Source organism: Pseudomonas palleroniana (genome assembly GCF_022836895.1).
GTDB lineage: Bacteria > Pseudomonadota > Gammaproteobacteria > Pseudomonadales > Pseudomonadaceae > Aquipseudomonas > Aquipseudomonas palleroniana.
Map to the genome: position 1 here is coordinate 254,111 of NZ_CP092411.1, position 18,295 is coordinate 272,405.

An 18,295-nucleotide genomic window follows, 5' to 3' on the forward strand; every position below is an offset into this window, starting at 1 on the left:
GACTTATTCCTCACCGGCGCTTTTGCGCAGGCGGTTGATACGGTTCTCGCTCCACTGCTTGAGCAGCAGGATGAAGAGCGCCAGGATCAGCAACAGGCTGGCCACCGCAAACGCGGCAACGTGGTTGTATTCGTTGTAGAGAATCTCGACATGCAGCGGCAGGGTGTTGGTCACGCCACGAATGTGGCCGGACACGACCGACACCGCGCCGAACTCGCCCATCGCCCGGGCGGTGCACAGCACCACACCGTAGATCAGGCCCCATTTGATGTTCGGCACGGTCACATGCCAGAACATCTGCCAGCCATTGGCGCCGAGCAGGCGCGCAGCCTCTTCTTCCTGGGTGCCCTGCTCCTGCATCAGCGGGATCAACTCACGCGCCACGAAAGGCACGGTGACGAAGATGGTGGCAAGCACAATGCCGGGCAAGGCGAATACGATCTGGATGTCATGCGCTTGCAGCCATGGGCCAAAAAACCCCTGGGCACCAAACATCAGTACATAGACCAGGCCCGCGATCACCGGTGAAACCGAAAACGGCAGGTCGATCAGCGTCACCAGGATGCTTTTGCCACGGAACGAATATTTGCTTACGCACCATGCCGCGCTGACGCCGAACACCAGGTTGAGCGGCACCGAAATCACTACCGCGATCACCGTGAGCTTCAGCGCCGACAGCGCGTCGGGTTCGAGGATCGCGGTGAAGAAAGCACCGAGACCATTCTTCAAGCCCTGGGACACCACGATAAACAGTGGCAACAGCAGGAACAGTGCAAACACCAGCCAGCCGAGGCTGATCAGGATACGTCGCGATACGGCACTGCCACGCCGGGCAGCGTTGGCCGAGGACGCGGCGGAAATAGACGATTGGGACATGTTCCGCGCCTCCTTATGGACGTTCGATGCGCCGCTGCAACAAGTTGATCAGCAGCAGCAAGACAAAGGAAACCACCAGCATCAACACGCCGATGGAAGTGGCGCCGCGGTAGTCGTACTGATCGAGCTTGACCATGATCAGCAACGGCAGGATCTCGGTTTTCATCGGCATGTTGCCGGCGATGAAAATCACCGAACCGTATTCACCCACGCCTCGGGCAAATGCCAGGGCGAAGCCGGTCAGCCAGGCAGGCAACAACGCAGGCACCAGGATGTAGCGGAAAACCTGCAGCGGCTTGGCGCCCAGGCAGGCGGCGGCCTCTTCAACTTCCCGGGGGATATCGGCGAGCACCGGCTGCACCGTACGCACCACGAATGGCAGCGTGACGAAGGTCAGCGCCAGGGTGATACCCAACGGTGTGTAGGCGATCTTGAAGCCCAGGTCTGCGGCGAACTGGCCAACCAGGCCATTAGGCGTGTACAGCGCAGTCAGCGCGATACCGGCCACGGCGGTGGGCAGGGCGAACGGCAGGTCGATCATCGCATCGATGATCTTGCGTCCGGGGAAGGTGTAGCGCACCAGCACCCAGGCCAGCAGCGTGCCGATCACGCCGTTGATCAGGGCGGCATACAGCGCGGTGCTGAAGCTGAGTTTCAACGCCGCCAGCACCCGTGGTGCGCTGATGATGTTCCAGAACTGATCCCAGGTGAGTTGAGCGGCGTGTACAAACATCGCCGCCAGGGGGATGAGTACGATCAGGCTGAGGTACACCACGGTGTAGCCCAGCGTCAGCCCGAAGCCGGGTATGACGGGGGAAATACGACGCGACATAAGAGTCCTTGGTTAGCGGTGACATACCACTGCGGTAGCGAACCTATCGTGGCGAGGGAGCTTGCTCCCGCTGGGCTGCGCAGCGGCCCCAAAACCAGGCGACTGAGTTGCCGGTTTGGGAGCGCTTCGCGCTCCAGCGGGAGCAAGCTCCCTCGCCACGGAAAGCGGGCTCCAACAGATAATTTGGCTTATTGCGCCGTGTAGATCTGGTCGAACACACCACCGTCATTGAAGAATTTCGGTTGGGCAGTTTTCCAGCCGCCGAAGTCTTTGTCGATAGTCACCAGGTCCAGTTTCGGGAACTGCTGGGCGTATTTTGCAGCGACTTTCTCATCGCGTGGGCGGTAGAAGTTCTTCGCGGCAATCTCCTGGCCAGCCGGGCTGTACAGGTGTTTCAGGTACTCGGTAGCGATCTCGGTGTTGCCCTTTTTCTCGGCGTTCTTGTCGACCACGGCCACCGGCGGCTCCGCGAGGATCGACAGGGACGGCACGACGATATCGAACTTATCGGCGCCGCCGTCTTCTTTCAACGCCAGGAACGCCTCGTTTTCCCAGGCCAGCAACACGTCACCCTGACCGTTGTTGACGAAGGTGATGGTCGAGCCGCGGGCGCCGGTGTCCAGCACAGGGACGTGCTTGAATAGCTCTTTCACGTATTCCTGGGCCTTGGCTTCGCTACCACCAGCCTTCAGGCCGTAGGCCCAGGCGGCGAGGAAGTTCCAGCGAGCACCGCCGGAGGTTTTCGGGTTCGGGGTAATCACCGAAACGTCTTTCTTGATCAGGTCGCCCCAGTCCTTGATGCCCTTGGGGTTGCCCTTGCGCACCAGGAACACGATGGTCGAGGTGTACGGGGTGCTGGCGTCCGGCAGGCGGGTTTGCCAGTTTTCCGGCAGGGTCTTGCCCAGCTTGGCGATTTCGTCGATGTCGCCGGCCAGCGCCAGCGTCACAACGTCAGCGCGCAGGCCGTCGATCACCGCCCGGCCCTGCTTGCCCGAACCGCCATGGGATTGCTGGATCTTGACGTTGTCATCCGGGTGGGACTGTTTCCAGAATTGGGTGAACTCAGCGTTGTAGTCCTGGTACAGCTCACGAGTCGGGTCGTACGAGACGTTGAGCAACTCGTAGTCCTTGGCAACGGCGGAACCGGCAAACACGGCACTGGCCAGGGCGGCCAGGGCATAACGGCGAATCGACGACATAGAAGGCTCCTGAAATTCGGGGTGTTGGCTTTTTCTTATAGTTGCGGGGTCTATCGCCGTAGTTGCTTAGTTCGGTTTGTTACCCGGGTTCTGCAAACGGAATTTTTCCTTGCGTTCGATCTGTACCACTTGAGCGTTGTGCACAGTGATTTCCACCGCGCCAAACCGCAGATCGCGCAAGGCGCTCTGGATCTCACGCAAAATGGCTGCTTCGTCCTGGCCGTCGACGCTACGTAGAGATGCGCTCATGGTCTCGCTCCTGAAATGAATAGTGCCTCGCAGTGGCGGCACTGCTTGCGGCGTGAGAGCGATAGTAGATAAGCGCGGATATTCTTAAAAATACTATTTAAGAATGTTTATATAACCAGAAAGAATTTTCTGGCAAGACTTGGAGTTGCAAAGGTTTTTTATCTTCAATCGCTGAAATCAAGCCTAGTGACGTTCCACATGGGGGAGGGGGCTTGCTCCCGATAGCGGTGCGTCAGGTTGGAAACTCTTGGCTGAACCACCGCTATCGGGAGCAAGCCCCCTCCCACACTTGGCCATCTTCAAGGGCGGATCGCAGGCGCCCGGGACCAGTCGATTTCCGCCGCCGGCATGGGCCGCCCAAACCAATACCCCTGGCCCATATCGCATTCCTGCTCCAACAGAAACCTTGCCTGCTCCACCTGCTCAATCCCTTCGGCATGCACTTGCATGCCCATGCTTTTCGCCAGGGCGATCACCACGCGCACAATGGCCGCATCGTCTTCATCCCACGGCAACCCGGCGACAAAGCCCTGGTCGATCTTGAGCTTCTGCACCGGCAGGCGCTTGAGGCGCAGCAGCGAGGAATAGCCGGTGCCAAAATCATCGATGGCCAGGCGCAAGCCCAGTTCACGCAGGCGGTGCAATTGCTCCAGGGCGACTTCAGGGTCGTCCATCACCGCACTTTCCGTGACTTCCAGCTCCAGGAACGCCGGCGCCAGGCCAGTGCTGTGCAAGACCTGGGCAACTTGTTCGTACAGTTCGCGTCGGGCAAACAAACGGCTGGACACGTTGACCGCGATAAAACTCAGCGGCGCGCCTTCAGCCAGCCATTGGCACATCTGGCGACAGGCTTCGTGCATCACCCAGGCATCAATGTCGGCAATCAGCCCGGTGCGCTCGGCGATCGGGATAAATTCACCCGGCGGCACCAGGCCACGCTCCGGATGCTGCCAGCGCACCAAGGCTTCGACGCCGACCAGGCGGCTGTCTTGCAGGTCATGCACGGGTTGGTAGTAGACACGCAGCTCTTGCTGCTCAAGGGCGCGGCGCAATTCACCGGCGATTTCCACCCGATGCTGGGCATGGGCGGTGAGTTCTTCGGTGTACAGCGCGTAACCTTCGCGCCCGGCGCTCTTGGCCTTGAACAAGGCCGAGTCGGCATTGCGCAGCAGCTGTTCGGCGCTGAGGGCGTCGCTGGGAAACAGGCTGATGCCAATGCTGGCACTGATAAACAGCTGGTTGCCGTCAAACACGAACGGCTCTTTCATCGCATCGAGGATTCTCTGGGCCAATGCGGCCGCCTGAACCACCTGTGGACAACTTTCCACCAACACGGCGAACTCATCCCCACCCAGGCGCGCCAGCGTGACGCCGGGGCCGAACAGGCCTTTCAAGCGCTCCCCCACCGCCTTGAGCAATTGGTCGCCGGTGGTGTGGCCGAGGCTGTCGTTGATGATCTTGAAGTGGTCCAGGTCCATCAACAGCAGCGCACAGCCACGTTTATGCACTTGAGCCGAGGCCAGTGCCTGGTGGGCACGGTCGCTGAAGAGCAGGCGGTTGGGCAGGTCGGTCAGTGGGTCATGATGGGCCAGGCGGGCCAGTTCGTGCTCGGAATCCTTGATGGCGCTGATATCGGAAAAGACCGCCACGTAGTGAGTGGCCTTGCCTTGGTCATCGCGGATCACGCGGATGGTTTGCCACTGTGGATAAATCTCGCCGCTTTTGCGCCGGTTCCAGATTTCACCGCTCCATTCGTCGGTGCGCTCCAGGGTCTGGAACATCTGCTGGTAGAAATTCGACGAATGGCGCCCCGATTTGAACAGGCTCGGCCGCTTGCCCATGACGTCTTCGCCGCTGTAGCCGGTGATCGCCATGAAGGCGCGGTTGACGTGCACGATCAATCCCCGAGCGTCGGTGACCAGCACCCCTTCGCGGGTGCAATCGAACACTGCGGCAGCCTGTTGCAGGCGCTCGCGATTCTCCTTCAAGGGCTGCTGCACCTGGTGTGTACGCGCAAAGCGCGCACAGATCAGGTAGATCACCAGCGCACTGAGGCCCACCCACACGTAGCCGCGCGCCTGCAGCCAGCGTCCCAACTCCCACGGGTTATCGAGAAAGTTGATCAATAGGTGGTTGCTGAGCTGGAGCCACACAACGGAAACCAGCAGGTACACCAGCCCTACGCGTAGGGCTCCTCGGTATGAATACAGCATATCTTCAGTAATCCTTACCAAAAAAACAGAATCGCCCTACAAAGGCTGAGGATTATAGAATAAGAAACATCCAGTCACTCCTATCTGAAACGGTGGCTGGTTTTCTCTGTTGGCTTAGTGATAATGCGTGAGCTGTCTTTTTCTTTATCTGAGGGCCATACAGCCTATGTGGTACAACGGTTTTCTTGACCTGTCAGCCTGGCAACTGGTGGCAGTCACGCTGTTGATGACCCACGTGACCATTGTCGGGGTCACCGTCTATCTGCACCGTTATTCGGCCCATCGCTCCCTGGAGCTCAATGCCGGCCTGAAACACTTCTTCCGCTTCTGGCTGTGGCTGACCACGGCGCAGAACACCCGCGAGTGGACGGCCATCCACCGCAAACACCACGCCAAATGCGAAACCGTCGACGACCCGCACAGCCCGGTCATCAAAGGTTTGTCCACAGTGCTGCGCAAAGGTGCCGAGCTGTATCGGGCCGAGGCTGAAAACCCCGAGACCCTGCGCATCTACGGCAAGAACTGCCCGGACGACTGGATCGAACGCAAAATCTACACGCCCTACCCGTTGCTGGGCGTGGCGATCATGGGCGTGATCGACCTGCTGCTGTTCGGCACTATCGGCATCACCATCTGGGCGATCCAGATGATGTGGATTCCGTTCTGGGCCGCCGGTGTGATCAACGGCCTGGGGCATGCCGTGGGCTACCGCAATTTCGAATGCCGTGACGCGGCCACCAACCTGGTGCCCTGGGGCATCATCGTCGGCGGCGAAGAGCTGCACAACAACCACCATACCTACCCCAACTCGGCCAAGCTGTCGGTCAAGAAGTGGGAGTTCGACCTGGGCTGGGCGTGGATCAAGGTATTCAGCTTCCTGCGCTTGGCCAAGGTGCAGCGCGTTGCGCCTATCGCGCACCGCGTCGAGGGCAAGGGCCACCTGGACATGGACACCGCCATGGCGATCCTCAACAACCGCTTCCAGATCATGGCGCAGTACCGCAAGCTGGTGATCGGGCCGCTGGTCAAGCAGGAGCTGGAGAAAGTCGATCACTCGGTGCGTCACCAGTTCCACCGTGCCAAGCGCCTGCTCTCGCGGGAAACCAGCCTGCTGGATGACCGTCACCACCTGCGCATCCAGAACATGCTGGAGCACAGCCATGCGCTGACCGTGATCTACGAGAAGCGCCTGGCGTTGCAGCAGATCTGGGTGAAGACCAGTTCCAATGGCCACGACATGCTGGCGGCGATCAAGGAATGGGTGCACGAGGCCGAGGCCAGCGGCATCCAATCCCTGCGCGATTTTGCTCACCAGCTCAAGACCTATTCGCTGCGCCCTGCAGCGGCCTGACCAGTTCTCAAAGCCCTCCTGTGGTGAGGGCGCTTGCTCCCGCTGGGCCGCAAAGCGGCCCCAGCCTTTGGTTTGGCTGGGACTGCTGCGCAGTCCAACCCGAGCAAGCTCGATCGCCCAAGGTAGAGCGCTCGCCTTGACTTGACAGCACGCCGAGTTTGGCTTGCCACCGGTTTCTGACGTCATTTCTTAGTCAACCGGATCATGGAACTTCACCGCAAATCCCCTCTCTCAATCAACACTTCGCCATCATGGTGGCCCTTGTAGTGACCGCTGCCCGATGCCGGCAGCGTGCCCAGAGAGAGTTGTGCCGATGGTTCACGAAAAGCCCTTTGCACCCAATACCCCGACGGCCGAACACCCCCGCCCGGCTGCGGCATCAACCCTGTTGGCGTTGATGCATGCCCAAGGAGAGGTCGAGCGGCTGAGTGAGCGCGAACAGCTGCTCAGCTCGCTGCTGGTCAGCGTGAATGCCGTGCTGTGGTCCATCGATTGGGAAACCCGCCGCGTGCTTTACGTGAGCCCGGCCTATGAACGGATATTTGGTCGCTCCGCCAGCCTGCTGCTGGCCGACCACCGTGAATGGCGCAACAGCGTCCACCCCGAAGACCTCGACTACGCCGAACAAAGCCTGGCCCGCGTGCTCGAACAAGGCGCCGTGGAAGACCGCGAGTACCGCATCATCACCGCCGACGGTCACATCCGCTGGCTGAGCGACAAGTGCTATATCAACCAACAGGTCGAGCCGGGCAAGCCGGTGATCGTGGTCGGCATAGCCGAGGACATCACCGAAAAAAAGCAGCTGGAGCTTGAGCTGCATCGCTTGGCCACCACCGACGTGCTGACCCAGAGCAGCAATCGCCGGCACTTCTTCGAGTGCGCCAACCAGGCGTTCGACAGCGCCTGTGCCCAAGGCACCCCGCTGGCTTTCCTGTTGCTGGACATTGATGATTTCAAGGACATCAACGACTCCTACGGCCATCTGGAGGGCGATCAGGTACTGCGGCGCATCGCCGAAAGCGGTCGAGGGGTATTGCGCCGTGGCGATCTGTTCGGACGCATTGGCGGCGAAGAGTTCGCCGCAGTGTTGCCCGGTTGTGCGCCCGAGATGGCGTTGCAGGTCGCCGAGCGGCTGGGCAAGGAAATCCAGGCGTTGGGTTTCAGCTATGAGGGCCGTGAGTTCACCGTGACCATCAGCCAGGGCCTGGCCGGCCTGCGCGAAGACGACTCGACCCTGGACAGCCTGTTTGCCCGGGCCGACGCCGCGATGTACGAAGCCAAACGCCAGGGCAAGAACCGCGTGGTAGCGGGCTGAAGCTCGGCGGAGGGCGTGCCAGGCACCAGACGATTGGCTAACACGACGCTATCGGGGCAAACCCTAATGCCAGTCAGTTAAGCGATAAAGCGGACGATGAATAAATTGTGGGAGGGGGGCTTGCTCCCGATGGCGGTGTGTCAGGTTCAGAAACCGTGACTGACACACCGCCATCGGGATCAAGCCCCCTCCCACAGTGACCGCGTTAATCCTTAACTGACTGATATTAGGGCAAGCCCCCCCTCCCACATTTCAACTCGGGCGTCTGTTAGGTAACCGGCGTAAAAAAACCCGCCGAAGCGGGTTTTTTCCGTCAAACCGTTCAGCGTCCGCTTACAGCTCGGAGAAGCACTCTTCGATGATTGCCAAGCCTTTGTCCAACTGCTCGTCCGGCGAGGTCAGCGGGACCAGTACGCGCAACACGTTGCCGTAGGTACCGCAAGACAACAGGATCAAGCCCTTGTCACGCGCCTTGGCCACCACCGAAGCCACAGCGGCGGCGTTCGGCTTGTGGCTGTCGCCATCTTCGAACAGCTCGACCGCAATCATCGCGCCCAGGGCACGCACGTCGCCAATCACCGGGTACTTGGCTTGAATCGCCTTCAGGCCAGTCACCAGGCGCTCGCCCACGGCCTTGCAGCGGTCCAGCAGGTGCTCTTCTTCGAACACATCCATCACGGCCAGGGCCGCGGCGCAAGCGATCGGGCTACCGGCATAGGTGCCGCCCAGGCCACCCGGAGCGATGGCGTCCATGTATTCGGCCTTGCCGCACACACCGGCCAACGGGAAGCCGCCGGCGATGGATTTGGCGAAGGTGGTCAGGTCGGCAGCGACGCCCATCTGTTCCATGGCGAAGAAAGTACCCGTACGCCCGGCACCGGTTTGCACTTCATCGGCGATCAGCAGGATGCCGTGCTTGTCGCACAGTTCGCGCAGGCGTTTCATGAAGGCTTTCGGCGCGACATAGAAGCCGCCCTCGCCCTGCACCGGCTCAATGATGATGGCCGCGATATCACGAGGCTCGGCGTCGTTCTTGAAGATGCGTTCGATGCTGGCGATCGAATCATCGATGCTCACACCGTGCAGCTCATTGGGGTACAGCGCACGGAAGATGCCGCCTGGCATCAGGCCCATACCGGCCGAGTAAGGCACCACTTTGCCGGTCAGGCCCAGGGTCATCATGGTGCGGCCGTGGTAAGCGCCGGTGAACGCGATCACGCCGGCACGGCCGGTGGCGGCACGGGCGATTTTCACGGCGTTCTCGACGGCTTCGGAACCGGTGGTGACCAGCAGGGTTTTCTTGGCGAAATCACCTGGCACCTTGGCGTTCACTTTCTCGCACAGTTCCACGTAAGGCTCGTAGGCCAGAACCTGGAAGCAGGTGTGGGTCAGCTTGTTCAGTTGCTCGGTCACGGCCGCGATGATTTTCGGGTGCACGTGGCCGGTGTTCAGCACGGCGATACCGCCGGCGAAGTCGATGAACTCGCGACCTTCAACGTCGGTGACGCTGGCGTTCTTCGCGGATTCGGCGAAGATCGGGTGAATCTGGCCGACACCGCGGGGTACAGCGGCTTCGCGGCGTTTCATCAGGGATGCGTTGGTCTTGCTCATAAAGTCCTCATTCGCCACTCATCGGGTGGCGTGGTCCAAGGCATACGTGGCGGGAGGCAACTACGGCAGCATGCGATGATCGACTGCCACAGCTTTCCCGGCCACTACGAATAACGGGGTGAAACACGCAAAGGGTCAGCGCTCTCGTGCCCTCTGCGTTTACCGCATGCTCCTGCCGGTCAGATGCCCAGGCAGAGGTATTTGATTTCCAAGTAATCCTCGATCCCGTACTTGGAACCTTCACGGCCCAGGCCCGAAGCCTTGATGCCGCCGAACGGTGCCACTTCATTGGAGATCAACCCGGTGTTGACGCCCACCATGCCGTATTCCAGGGCCTCGGCCACACGGAACACACGGCCCAGGTCGCGGGCATAGAAGTAGGACGCCAGGCCGAACTCGGTGTCGTTGGACATGGCGATCACTTCAGCTTCGTCCTTGAAGCGGAACAGCGGCGCCAGCGGGCCGAAGGTCTCTTCCTTGGCGACGGCGGCGTCTTTCGGCACATCGACCAGGATGGTCGGCTCGAAGAAGTTGCCTTCCATCACCTTGCCACCGGCCAGCAGCTTGGCGCCTTTGCCGAGGGCATCGGCAATGTGCTCCTGGACCTTGGCCACGGCTTTTTCGTCAATCAGCGGACCGGTGGTGGTGCCCTCTTCGAGACCGTTACCGATCTTGAGCTTGGTCACCGCTACCTGGAGTTTTTCCGCAAACGCGTCGTACACCGAATCCTGGATGTACAGGCGGTTGGCGCAGACGCAGGTCTGGCCGTTGTTGCGATACTTGGAGATGATCGCGCCTTCGACGGCCTTATCCAGGTCGGCGTCGTCGAACACGATGAACGGTGCGTTGCCGCCCAACTCCAGGGAGACTTTCTTGATGTCCTTGGCGCATTCGGCCATCAACTGGCGACCGATTTCGGTGGAGCCGGTGAAGGACAATTTACGCACGATCGGGTTGCTGGTCAGCTCGCCGCCAATATCGCCGGCGCTGCCGGTCACCACGCTCAGCACGCCTTTGGGGATACCGGCACGGTGCGCCAGCTCAACCAGGGCCAGGGCCGAGAACGGGGTTTGCGAAGCGGGCTTGATCACCATGGTGCAGCCGGCGGCCAGGGCCGGGCCGGCTTTACGGGTGATCATGGCGGCCGGGAAGTTCCACGGGGTGATCGCAGCGGTCACGCCGATCGGCTGCTTGATCACGATCAGGCGCTTGTCGGGCTGGTGGCCGGGAATCACGTCACCGTAGATGCGCTTGGCTTCTTCGGCGAACCACTCGATAAAGGATGCGGCGTAGGCGATTTCGCCCTTGGCTTCGGCCAGCGGCTTGCCTTGTTCGAGGGTCATCAGGCGGCCGAGGTCGTCCTGGTTTTCGATCAGCAGTTCGAACCAACGGCGCAGCTTGTTGGCGCGCTCCTTGGCCGTCAGCGCACGCCAGGCCGGCAGGGCCTTGTCGGCGGCTTCGATGGCGCGGCGGGTTTCCGCGGCGCCCATCTTCGGCACGGTGCCGAGGATTTCGCCCGTGGCCGGGTTGTTGACCTTGATGGTTTGACCGTTGTCCGCATCGACCCAAGCGCCATCGATAAAGGCTTGCTGGCGGAACAACTGGGTATCTTTGAGCTGCATGTCGGCTTTCCTTAACAGCACCGCGCGCACGCGGAGCGAATTAGAGTTGTTGAAAGGCGCCTTGTGGGCTGCCGTCAGGGAAATCAGCCCCAGCGCGCACGATGATCAGAAAGCGCACGGGAGACAGAGCGTTTGAAATCTCAAACGAATCCTAGGATCAATGGGGGGGCAGGGCAAGAGTCTGTTCGAAAAAAAGAACGAAAACCGCGCATTTGCCGCACCTTTCGGATCAAGCGTGCAAACGACAACACCCCCGGCGCCTGTTGGGCGACGGGGGTGCCTGGAGCGGTTGCGGTTTAAGGCTGGAACGATTTGAGGATGGTCAACAGGCTGGTCAGGTTGTCGGCCACGCCGCCCTGGGCGACTTTCTCGGTGGCGGCAGCACCTGCGGTGGTGTCGACGCTGTAGATCTGCATCACGCCCTGGTTGGTGGCGGCCTGGGCCAGGGTGTTTTGCTGCTGCTGGGCCGAGACCGAGTTCTGGAACAGGATCGCCGTGGCCTGGCCCATCGATTGGTAGATCGTGCTCATGGCCATCGCCGGTGCCTCGGCAACGACCTTGACGTTGGTCTGGGTAACGGCATCGGTGATTTGCGGGCTGACAGTACTCATGGGTGAAACTCCTTTGTTAAGAAAGAACAACATCCGTTATCGCTCAGTGCTTAAGACTGGAAAGACTTGAGCACGGTCAACAGGCTGGTGAGGTTATCCGACACGCCGCCCTGGGCGACTTTCTCGGTAGCCGCCGCACCCGCCGTGGTGTCGACGCTGTAGATCTGCATCACGCCCTGGTTGGTGGCGGCCTGGGCCAGGGTGTTTTGCTGCTGCTGCGCGGACACGGCGTTCTGGAACAGAATCGCCGTGGCCTGCGCCATCGATTGATAGATGGTGCTCATCGCCATCGCCGGCGACTCGGCCACTACCTTGACGTTGGTCTGGGTGACCGCGTCGGTAATTTGTTCGTTAACAAATGCCATGATTAACTTCCTTATTGAGTACACGGTGCATTCCGTGTTCATGAATGAACGTTGCGAAACAGGCGCTGTGAAGTGTGCGGTTTCAGGAGCCGGCAGCCTTGGCCAGGGCGGCCTCGATCTGCGCAATCAACTTCTGGATCTCGGCGTTCACTTCACGCTTGAGCTGCGCCCGACCGGCGCTGTCCTCAGGCGTGCTGTTCAGCGCTTGGCGTACCGCCTCTTCACTCTGCTCGGCGGCCTTGCGGATCGCCTGTTCGTTGACTCTCGATTGCTCAAGTACTTGGGTAGCGCGCTTGAGGGTTTCGTCGACGATGGCTTGGGGCGTTCCGGCGAACATCTGCGGGTTGCGCAGCATCGCTTCCAGCCGTTGACGGTCATCGCTCGATAGCACTGAGGGGATGGATGGGTGGGCCATGTCGATCTCCTTGGGCAATGTAGGGCTGGCGACAGGCCCGCTAAAGCCGCACCTCCTGACCGTCCTCCCAGAAGCCCGCAAAGTAGAACCGCGGCGACGAGTCACAGAACGTCGCAAGTTCTGCGGGCGTAATCGACGAAGGCCGCCGATTGAAAATGGCAGGCGGTGGTGGCACCAGGTTAGCCGCGTTGTAGAGGTTGCCCATCTCATAAGCGTTGGCCGCGAATTGTGAGCAAAAGGAACTGCTGCCAATGGCTACCGATTCATTGATTCGATCCTGCAGGGAAGTGTCGGACTCCCAAGCCTTGAACGCCGAAAGCATCGCGTTCCACATGCTGTAGCGACCGTCAATTTCGCCACCGAGCTTGTCGAAATAGAACTGTTTGGCCGCTACCGCCGCCGCAAACCCCAGTTCAGTGTCACGGCAGGAAAACACCATGGCGGTGCGAGGTGGTTTTTCCAGGCTCACGTCAGTCAAGGCCAAGCCACTGCCAACGCTTTCGATCACCATCGTCTTGCTCACCGCAATCGCCGGGTGAACCACATTCAGATACGTCGTGTCCTGGGAGAACACTTTGGCTTTAACCAACTGACCGGCCTTGATAAATGCCCGCGTCGTACTGTCGTCTTCTTGCTTCACCGAAAAAATAAGATCTCCAACGTCCATGATGTCGCTCCTCACTCAAGAAAAGTTACTTTCAAGTTGCTGTTGCACCGTTCCAGCAGAACGCCGGAACGCTGTGCTCGGTTCAGGCCGCTGGCGCTGCCCGGTTGGCCAAGGTGTCGGCGTACTTGGCGATGCTCTGGTCGATCTTGTCGATGGCCACGCTGGCGGCCTCGGCCTCCATCGCACCGGCTGCGGCAGCCACGGCGGCCGCCGCGCCCACCAGCAGGTCGGTGGCCAATGCGCCCAGGGCGTCTTCGGCGGCGGCCGGCAGGTTGTCCTTGACGATGTTCTCGGTCATTTGCTGCAACAGCACAGCCTGAGCCGCCAAGGCGATCTTGCTGACCCCATCGAAATAACCCGCCGCCGATTGCGCGACCAACCCCGCCGCCTGGCTGATCATCATGTCGGCCGGCACGGCGATCTGCGCCGGTGCGTAAGCGAAATTCTGCGCATTGGTGAACTGCACCGCCTGGACGATCTGGCTGTTGAGCGCGGCGGTGCTGTCAGACGAGGGCGTGCTCGCCTGGTTGAGCAAATGCTCGTTCATGCGCGCCATGATCGAGCGAGTGGGTGACGCTGCCGGGGCGGACGCCGGAGGTTGCGCGGCGGATGTTTCAGGCGCCGGGCTGGGCTTCTTTTTGCTGAACCATGACATGGCAAGTCTCCCCAGGGTTTAACCCTTCTCGCCAATCTGCATGATCAACGCAACGGCCTTGGAGATCACCGCGTTGGAAATCTGGTTCATCGCCTGCTGGCTGTTGACGGCGTTCTGCAACGACAAGCCTGCCGCACTGCTAGCCACCTGATACAACGACGCAATGGCCTGCGCCGGCGCCTCCGCGACCACCTTGACGTTGGTTTGGGTCACCGCGTCGGTGATCTGGCTGTTGACCTCTGTCATACATCTCTCCTTGATGGAATTCACCCGATCGGGGTGGGGGTGGCGTGACGCGCTCCTAAACTAGAACGCCTCACGCCGACGTCTGTGAACGGTATTCAGCGCAAGGCGCTGCGCAGCAATTGCACCCGCTTGCGCACCAACGGCAGCTTGACCTGCAGTTCAGCGGCGATCTGGGGGTAAGGCAGGTCATCGACAAAGCGCATCTCGAACAACCGCTGCTGTGCGACAGGCAAGCGCGCCACATGCGCCGTCACTTGCTCCAGGCGCTCATAACGCTCCACCCACTCCAACACTGAGGCGCAGGGGGCGGCGAGCGCGGCCAGGTGATCGTGCTCAAGATCGACCGAGTCATCGAACAGCTGCCCCTCACGCTTGCCACGCCGCAGGCTGTCGAGAAACACATGGTCGAGCACGAGGAACAGAAACCCCTGAGGGTCGCGAATACGCTCGGGCGAGCGCCGAAAAAAAAGCAGGGCCTTGATCGCCGTTGCCGACAACCACTCCTGGCCCTGATCCCGGTTACCCTTGGCACGCCGCAGCGCACGCCGCTTCAACTCGCCCTGGACGGCGCGCCAACTCGCTTCAAACAAGCGGTCATCCGCCACCCATTGATCCTTGAACGGAACAGTCATCCCCATCGCAAGCACTCCTGTGCATCCTTGATGAAGGGCCAGTGTGCGAGGCACAAACAGGCGCGCGCTGTTACCTGGGGAACACCGCGAGGGCTAATTCAAGGCAAATGCCTTGCGCCGCAAATGCTCCAGGTCGTTGATCACCATCCGCTCCAGGCTGCCGCTGATCAGGCCACTGCGGCGCCACAACTGCAGTTGCACATTGAGTTTGGGGCGACTGGTATTGAGCATGGCCGCCAACACCCCTTGGTTGGCGGGCAATGACACGCTGGGCATGGCGAGGGCCAGGTCGATCTCATCCATATTGGCCAAAAGGAACCGCGCCAGCCGCGACTCCAGCCGATGCAGGCAGACCAATTCGAGCAGTTCGATGGCATGCAGCAGGCGCACCATCATCAGCATCAACAAGCGCCGCAGAAACACCGGCTCCTCAAACAGCGGAGCAAAATGTCGACGCCCCAGTTGCAGCAAGCGCGTCGGGCTGCCGGCAAAGGTCGAAGACTCACGACCATGGTCATTGATCAACGCCGTCTCGCCCACAACCTGTCCAGCGCCCATGCTGCCGATGATCTGCTCGCGCCCATCCGGCCCGTGAACCACCGAATAGATCCGGCCCTCCACCACCAACGCAATAAATTCGAGAGCGTCATCCTTGAAATAAAGCAGCTCACGATCAACCAGCGTGCGCTCCACCATATGGGTGGCGACGTAGCACAAGAGCGGCTCCGGCAGCCCTCGGAATAAATCGGAGCGGGCGAGCAAGGTCAGTCTCAGCGGGAGATCGAGCATCACGGTTCCTTTGGAATGCATGCGTTCACCTGGCCAGGGGGGAGGGAATTGCGGCGTCACAGCGGTGCTGGAGCCACAAGAGCAAAGCAAACAAAGGGACGTACGGTAGGAGGAGTTGTGAAAGATAATGGCAAATAGCCGCTTTTGGCCCTGACCCTGCCTACGATCGCCAGTGAAAACACCGGCATGGACGCATCTGGCCGACATGGGTATGATGTCGCCCGCACAAGCATCCGTAGCTCAGCTGGATAGAGTACTGCCCTCCGAAGGCAGGGGTCGTGGGTTCGAATCCCGCCGGGTGCACCAGATATGCATGAAAAAGCCCCAGGTCGAAAAACCTGGGGCTTTTTTGTGGGTGCTCAGCACGCCCATCGAAAATCCTGGAAGTGCGCCCTCCTCGCAGGCACCGCCACCACCGGCCGCTTGCTGGCCTGCAGCGAGGCGGCATAGCTGATGCCCGGCCCCAGGCCATCGACGATCTGGAACATGCTCTCCAGGCTGCAATCCAGGATCAGGGCCATGCCCGAGTACTCCTGGCCCGGTGTGGCCAGCGGTTCGCGCAAGGCCAGTTCATCCGGCGACAGGTCGATCAGCAACCAGCTGCGGTATTTGAAGCGCACACCTACATCCCTGAGTACTTCGTTCCATTCCATGACAAAGCCTCATCGACTGGCAATCAGTACAGGGATGGCGTTGTTCAGTGAGAACGCGACAAGGAAGACCGCCAGCCCGACGTCGATCTGCCGCGTGTACTTGAGGAACAGTGCCTTGATCGGGCCTTGGCCGAACAACAGCGCCACCAGTGAGTACCAGATGATTTCCAGGCTCGAACACAGCATGACGACCAGGACTTTATCCAGGTCCGAACGCGGTGAAGAGAGAAAGCCTGCATAGATACTGATCATGAAGGCGATGGTTTTCATATTGCTGATGTTGGTGATGACCCCCACGCGATAAGCCTTGGCAAAACTGGTCACCCCAGGCGCCGGGCTTTCGGCGGTGCCGGTGTTTTTCGCCAGCACACTTTTGATGATGCTGTAGGCGATGTACAGCAGGTACGCCGAACCGCACAGCGTGGCGACTTTGGAAAACGCCGGATACTGATGCAGCAACGCCGCCAGGCCGAGCAGGGAAATGGTCGAGAAGAACACGCCGACGGTACAGATGCCCAAGGTTGCGCCGATGCCGGTGGAGACGGACCCCAGCGACGAAAACCGGCTGACGATGATGAAGTTGGGCCCGGGGCTGATCACCGCCAGGATGTAGATCAATGCCGCTGTAAACATGAGAACTCCTTGTAAGAAGCAGCAGCCGGCAACGGCTGCTGCCGGGTTGGATCAAGCCAACGCTTGTGCCGGTGCCTCGGTCAACGCCAGCGTCTCCTCCAGGGCCGCCAGGATGTGCTCGACCCGCAGGGAGATCAGGCTGAACGAACCGGCATCCCCCAGGCCGTGGGAGCTTTCGCAGAGCCCGTTGAGATACACGGCGGGCAAGTCGTCCAGTGCGGTCAGGCTGTAATCGCGGTTGACCACCAGCGCACCCTGGGCGTCGGTGCGAAACCGTCGGTGATAAGGCGCCAGCAGCGGTGGGTAGAGCTCGCCGTTTTCCTTGGCGGCGATGTCCTTGAAGCCGGTGGCGAGCACCACGGCGTCCAGTGCCAGGGTCGAGTGCGTGAGCTGGTTGACCTCCTTGAGCGCCAGTTCCACCTGCCCGGAGGCGCTTATGGACGCCTGCTCGATGGCAACATTGTTGAGAATGTGGATGCGCTGTTTGCCCTGCAGTTTTTCTTCATGGATGCGCACATACAGCGCATTGATCACGTCCTCATCGGCCGAGCTGTAGTTCGTCCCGCGCAGCTGCTTGTCCACCCGTGCCTTGGCCTCGGGCGGCAGGTTGAAGTAGTAGTCGATGAACTCCGGAAAATACACCTTGTCGCTGAACGGGCTGGTGTCCTTGAGGCGGAAGCTGAAGCTGCGGTGCAACGAATAGATGTCCTTGTCCGGAAACCTGGCGGTCAGGTCGAGCACAATTTCCACCGCGCTCTGGCTGGAGCCCACCACGCCGATGCGTTGCGCAGTCGGCGGCAAGGCATGAATACGTTCCAGGTAATGGTTGAGGTGGAACACCTGCGGGCCAGGCAGGCCATCGAACACCGCCGGAATGTTCGCCGTGCGCCCAGTGCCCAGCACCAGGCTACGCCCGTAGATGACCCGCTGATCATTGTAGGTGACCTTCCACACGGGCTCGCCTTTGACGTTCAGCGGCTCGACGCGCCGGGCGAACGCCGATGATTCGACACTGCCCAGAAAATGCCCGGCCACCCACTTGATGTATTCGGCGTACTCGCGCCGCAGCGGATAGGTCAGCGGCAAGTTGAGGTAGTCGAACAGGCGGCCGGTTTCTTTCAGGTAATTGACGAAGCCATAGCGGCTGCGTGGGTTGCGGGGTGTCACCAGATCCCGCAGGGGGTTGTTCTGGATATCCGAGCCGCTGAGCAACATCTCATCCTGCCAGTCCGGAGCCTGCTTGGCGTCCAGGAAGCGGTAGGTCAAGGGTGAGGTGGCTTCTTCGAGCGCGATGGCCAGCGCCAGGTTGGAGGGGCCGAAGCCGATCCCGACGATATCGTAAATAGTCTCTGACATGGAAA

General features: G+C 60.5%; 20 protein-coding genes and 1 tRNA gene. 3 read left to right on the top strand and 18 right to left on the bottom strand.

Annotation, left to right across the window (positions count from 1 at the left end; genetic code table 11):
- Positions 1-3: 3 nt before the first annotated feature.
- The 5 genes from cysW to dibA form a co-directional block, all read right to left on the bottom strand.
- Complete coding sequence (gene cysW / locus MJP36_RS01115; protein WP_060755537.1) at positions 4-876, bottom strand: sulfate ABC transporter permease subunit CysW; 873 nt, start codon at positions 874-876, stop codon at positions 4-6.
- Between the two features lie 13 nt (positions 877-889).
- Positions 890-1,708: a sulfate ABC transporter permease subunit CysT gene (cysT, locus tag MJP36_RS01120; protein ID WP_104995186.1), complete on the bottom strand. Its 819-nt coding sequence runs from the start codon at positions 1,706-1,708 to the stop codon at positions 890-892.
- A 188-nt stretch (positions 1,709-1,896) separates the two neighbouring features.
- The gene (locus tag MJP36_RS01125) at positions 1,897-2,907 is read right to left on the bottom strand and encodes a sulfate ABC transporter substrate-binding protein (protein WP_060755535.1); all 1,011 of its coding nucleotides are present in this window, start codon (positions 2,905-2,907) and stop codon (positions 1,897-1,899) included.
- 66 nt (positions 2,908-2,973) lie between these two features.
- Positions 2,974-3,156, bottom strand: coding sequence for a sulfur starvation response protein OscA (gene oscA, locus MJP36_RS01130; protein ID WP_060755534.1), 183 nt, complete (start codon positions 3,154-3,156; stop codon positions 2,974-2,976).
- Between the two features lie 299 nt (positions 3,157-3,455).
- Positions 3,456-5,369 carry a phosphodiesterase DibA gene (gene dibA, locus MJP36_RS01135; protein WP_244384667.1) on the bottom strand — a complete coding sequence of 638 codons (1,914 nt, stop codon included), beginning with the start codon at positions 5,367-5,369 and terminating at the stop codon, positions 3,456-3,458.
- 166 nt (positions 5,370-5,535) lie between these two features.
- Here dibA and desA point away from each other — a divergent pair, with 166 nt between their 5' ends.
- Positions 5,536-6,720 (top strand): delta-9 fatty acid desaturase DesA, encoded by a 1,185-nt coding sequence (gene desA, locus MJP36_RS01140; RefSeq protein WP_060755532.1) that lies wholly within the window; start codon positions 5,536-5,538, stop codon positions 6,718-6,720.
- A gap of 313 nt (positions 6,721-7,033) precedes the next feature.
- Complete coding sequence (locus MJP36_RS01145) at positions 7,034-8,035, top strand: sensor domain-containing diguanylate cyclase (protein ID WP_090367590.1); 1,002 nt, start codon at positions 7,034-7,036, stop codon at positions 8,033-8,035.
- Between the two features lie 333 nt (positions 8,036-8,368).
- On the opposite strand, the gene gabT is transcribed toward MJP36_RS01145, so the two are convergent.
- From gabT to MJP36_RS01195, 10 genes are all read right to left on the bottom strand, one after another.
- The gene (gene gabT / locus MJP36_RS01150) at positions 8,369-9,646 is read right to left on the bottom strand and encodes a 4-aminobutyrate--2-oxoglutarate transaminase (protein ID WP_090367592.1); all 1,278 of its coding nucleotides are present in this window, start codon (positions 9,644-9,646) and stop codon (positions 8,369-8,371) included.
- Between the two features lie 179 nt (positions 9,647-9,825).
- Positions 9,826-11,268: an NADP-dependent succinate-semialdehyde dehydrogenase gene (gene gabD, locus MJP36_RS01155; RefSeq protein ID WP_244384669.1), complete on the bottom strand. Its 1,443-nt coding sequence runs from the start codon at positions 11,266-11,268 to the stop codon at positions 9,826-9,828.
- 296 nt (positions 11,269-11,564) lie between these two features.
- The gene (locus tag MJP36_RS01160) at positions 11,565-11,879 is read right to left on the bottom strand and encodes a RebB family R body protein (RefSeq protein ID WP_090367596.1); all 315 of its coding nucleotides are present in this window, start codon (positions 11,877-11,879) and stop codon (positions 11,565-11,567) included.
- A gap of 50 nt (positions 11,880-11,929) precedes the next feature.
- The gene (locus MJP36_RS01165) at positions 11,930-12,244 is read right to left on the bottom strand and encodes a RebB family R body protein (RefSeq protein WP_060755527.1); all 315 of its coding nucleotides are present in this window, start codon (positions 12,242-12,244) and stop codon (positions 11,930-11,932) included.
- An 82-nt stretch (positions 12,245-12,326) separates the two neighbouring features.
- Positions 12,327-12,659, bottom strand: coding sequence for a hypothetical protein (locus MJP36_RS01170; RefSeq protein WP_090367598.1), 333 nt, complete (start codon positions 12,657-12,659; stop codon positions 12,327-12,329).
- Positions 12,660-12,699: 40 nt separating this feature from the next.
- Positions 12,700-13,326 (bottom strand): hypothetical protein, encoded by a 627-nt coding sequence (locus tag MJP36_RS01175; protein WP_244384671.1) that lies wholly within the window; start codon positions 13,324-13,326, stop codon positions 12,700-12,702.
- 82 nt (positions 13,327-13,408) lie between these two features.
- Positions 13,409-13,981: a hypothetical protein gene (locus tag MJP36_RS01180; RefSeq protein WP_244384672.1), complete on the bottom strand. Its 573-nt coding sequence runs from the start codon at positions 13,979-13,981 to the stop codon at positions 13,409-13,411.
- An 18-nt stretch (positions 13,982-13,999) separates the two neighbouring features.
- Complete coding sequence (locus MJP36_RS01185; protein ID WP_003187543.1) at positions 14,000-14,227, bottom strand: RebB family R body protein; 228 nt, start codon at positions 14,225-14,227, stop codon at positions 14,000-14,002.
- A 95-nt stretch (positions 14,228-14,322) separates the two neighbouring features.
- Positions 14,323-14,865: an RNA polymerase sigma factor gene (locus MJP36_RS01190; RefSeq protein ID WP_060755523.1), complete on the bottom strand. Its 543-nt coding sequence runs from the start codon at positions 14,863-14,865 to the stop codon at positions 14,323-14,325.
- Positions 14,866-14,952: 87 nt separating this feature from the next.
- The gene (locus tag MJP36_RS01195; protein ID WP_244384674.1) at positions 14,953-15,669 is read right to left on the bottom strand and encodes a Crp/Fnr family transcriptional regulator; all 717 of its coding nucleotides are present in this window, start codon (positions 15,667-15,669) and stop codon (positions 14,953-14,955) included.
- 208 nt (positions 15,670-15,877) lie between these two features.
- On the opposite strand from MJP36_RS01195, the gene MJP36_RS01200 reads away from it, so the two are divergent.
- A tRNA-Arg gene (locus MJP36_RS01200) sits at positions 15,878-15,954 on the top strand.
- Positions 15,955-16,007: 53 nt separating this feature from the next.
- Here MJP36_RS01200 and MJP36_RS01205 read toward each other — a convergent pair.
- The 3 genes from MJP36_RS01205 to MJP36_RS01215 are packed head-to-tail and all read right to left on the bottom strand — an operon-like array spanning position 16,008 to position 18,290.
- A complete protein-coding gene (locus tag MJP36_RS01205) occupies positions 16,008-16,301 on the bottom strand; it encodes a hypothetical protein (protein WP_244384675.1) in 294 nt (97 codons plus the stop codon).
- A 9-nt stretch (positions 16,302-16,310) separates the two neighbouring features.
- Entirely contained in the window at positions 16,311-16,934 is a 624-nt protein-coding gene (locus MJP36_RS01210) for a LysE family translocator (RefSeq protein WP_060755521.1), read from the bottom strand.
- A 51-nt stretch (positions 16,935-16,985) separates the two neighbouring features.
- The gene (locus MJP36_RS01215) at positions 16,986-18,290 is read right to left on the bottom strand and encodes a SidA/IucD/PvdA family monooxygenase (RefSeq protein WP_244384677.1); all 1,305 of its coding nucleotides are present in this window, start codon (positions 18,288-18,290) and stop codon (positions 16,986-16,988) included.
- Positions 18,291-18,295 lie beyond the last annotated feature (5 nt).

Coding starts and splice junctions, on each gene's coding strand:
- cysW (WP_060755537.1), bottom strand. CDS start 876: ATGTCCCAATCGTCTATTTCCGCCGCGTCCTCGGCCAACGCTGCCCGG.
- cysT (WP_104995186.1), bottom strand. CDS start 1,708: ATGTCGCGTCGTATTTCCCCCGTCATACCCGGCTTCGGGCTGACGCTG.
- MJP36_RS01125 (WP_060755535.1), bottom strand. CDS start 2,907: ATGTCGTCGATTCGCCGTTATGCCCTGGCCGCCCTGGCCAGTGCCGTG.
- oscA (WP_060755534.1), bottom strand. CDS start 3,156: ATGAGCGCATCTCTACGTAGCGTCGACGGCCAGGACGAAGCAGCCATT.
- dibA (WP_244384667.1), bottom strand. CDS start 5,369: ATGCTGTATTCATACCGAGGAGCCCTACGCGTAGGGCTGGTGTACCTG.
- desA (WP_060755532.1), top strand. CDS start 5,536: ATGTGGTACAACGGTTTTCTTGACCTGTCAGCCTGGCAACTGGTGGCA.
- MJP36_RS01145 (WP_090367590.1), top strand. CDS start 7,034: ATGGTTCACGAAAAGCCCTTTGCACCCAATACCCCGACGGCCGAACAC.
- gabT (WP_090367592.1), bottom strand. CDS start 9,646: ATGAGCAAGACCAACGCATCCCTGATGAAACGCCGCGAAGCCGCTGTA.
- gabD (WP_244384669.1), bottom strand. CDS start 11,268: ATGCAGCTCAAAGATACCCAGTTGTTCCGCCAGCAAGCCTTTATCGAT.
- MJP36_RS01160 (WP_090367596.1), bottom strand. CDS start 11,879: ATGAGTACTGTCAGCCCGCAAATCACCGATGCCGTTACCCAGACCAAC.
- MJP36_RS01165 (WP_060755527.1), bottom strand. CDS start 12,244: ATGGCATTTGTTAACGAACAAATTACCGACGCGGTCACCCAGACCAAC.
- MJP36_RS01170 (WP_090367598.1), bottom strand. CDS start 12,659: ATGGCCCACCCATCCATCCCCTCAGTGCTATCGAGCGATGACCGTCAA.
- MJP36_RS01175 (WP_244384671.1), bottom strand. CDS start 13,326: ATGGACGTTGGAGATCTTATTTTTTCGGTGAAGCAAGAAGACGACAGT.
- MJP36_RS01180 (WP_244384672.1), bottom strand. CDS start 13,981: ATGTCATGGTTCAGCAAAAAGAAGCCCAGCCCGGCGCCTGAAACATCC.
- MJP36_RS01185 (WP_003187543.1), bottom strand. CDS start 14,227: ATGACAGAGGTCAACAGCCAGATCACCGACGCGGTGACCCAAACCAAC.
- MJP36_RS01190 (WP_060755523.1), bottom strand. CDS start 14,865: ATGGGGATGACTGTTCCGTTCAAGGATCAATGGGTGGCGGATGACCGC.
- MJP36_RS01195 (WP_244384674.1), bottom strand. CDS start 15,669: ATGCATTCCAAAGGAACCGTGATGCTCGATCTCCCGCTGAGACTGACC.
- MJP36_RS01205 (WP_244384675.1), bottom strand. CDS start 16,301: ATGGAATGGAACGAAGTACTCAGGGATGTAGGTGTGCGCTTCAAATAC.
- MJP36_RS01210 (WP_060755521.1), bottom strand. CDS start 16,934: ATGTTTACAGCGGCATTGATCTACATCCTGGCGGTGATCAGCCCCGGG.
- MJP36_RS01215 (WP_244384677.1), bottom strand. CDS start 18,290: ATGTCAGAGACTATTTACGATATCGTCGGGATCGGCTTCGGCCCCTCC.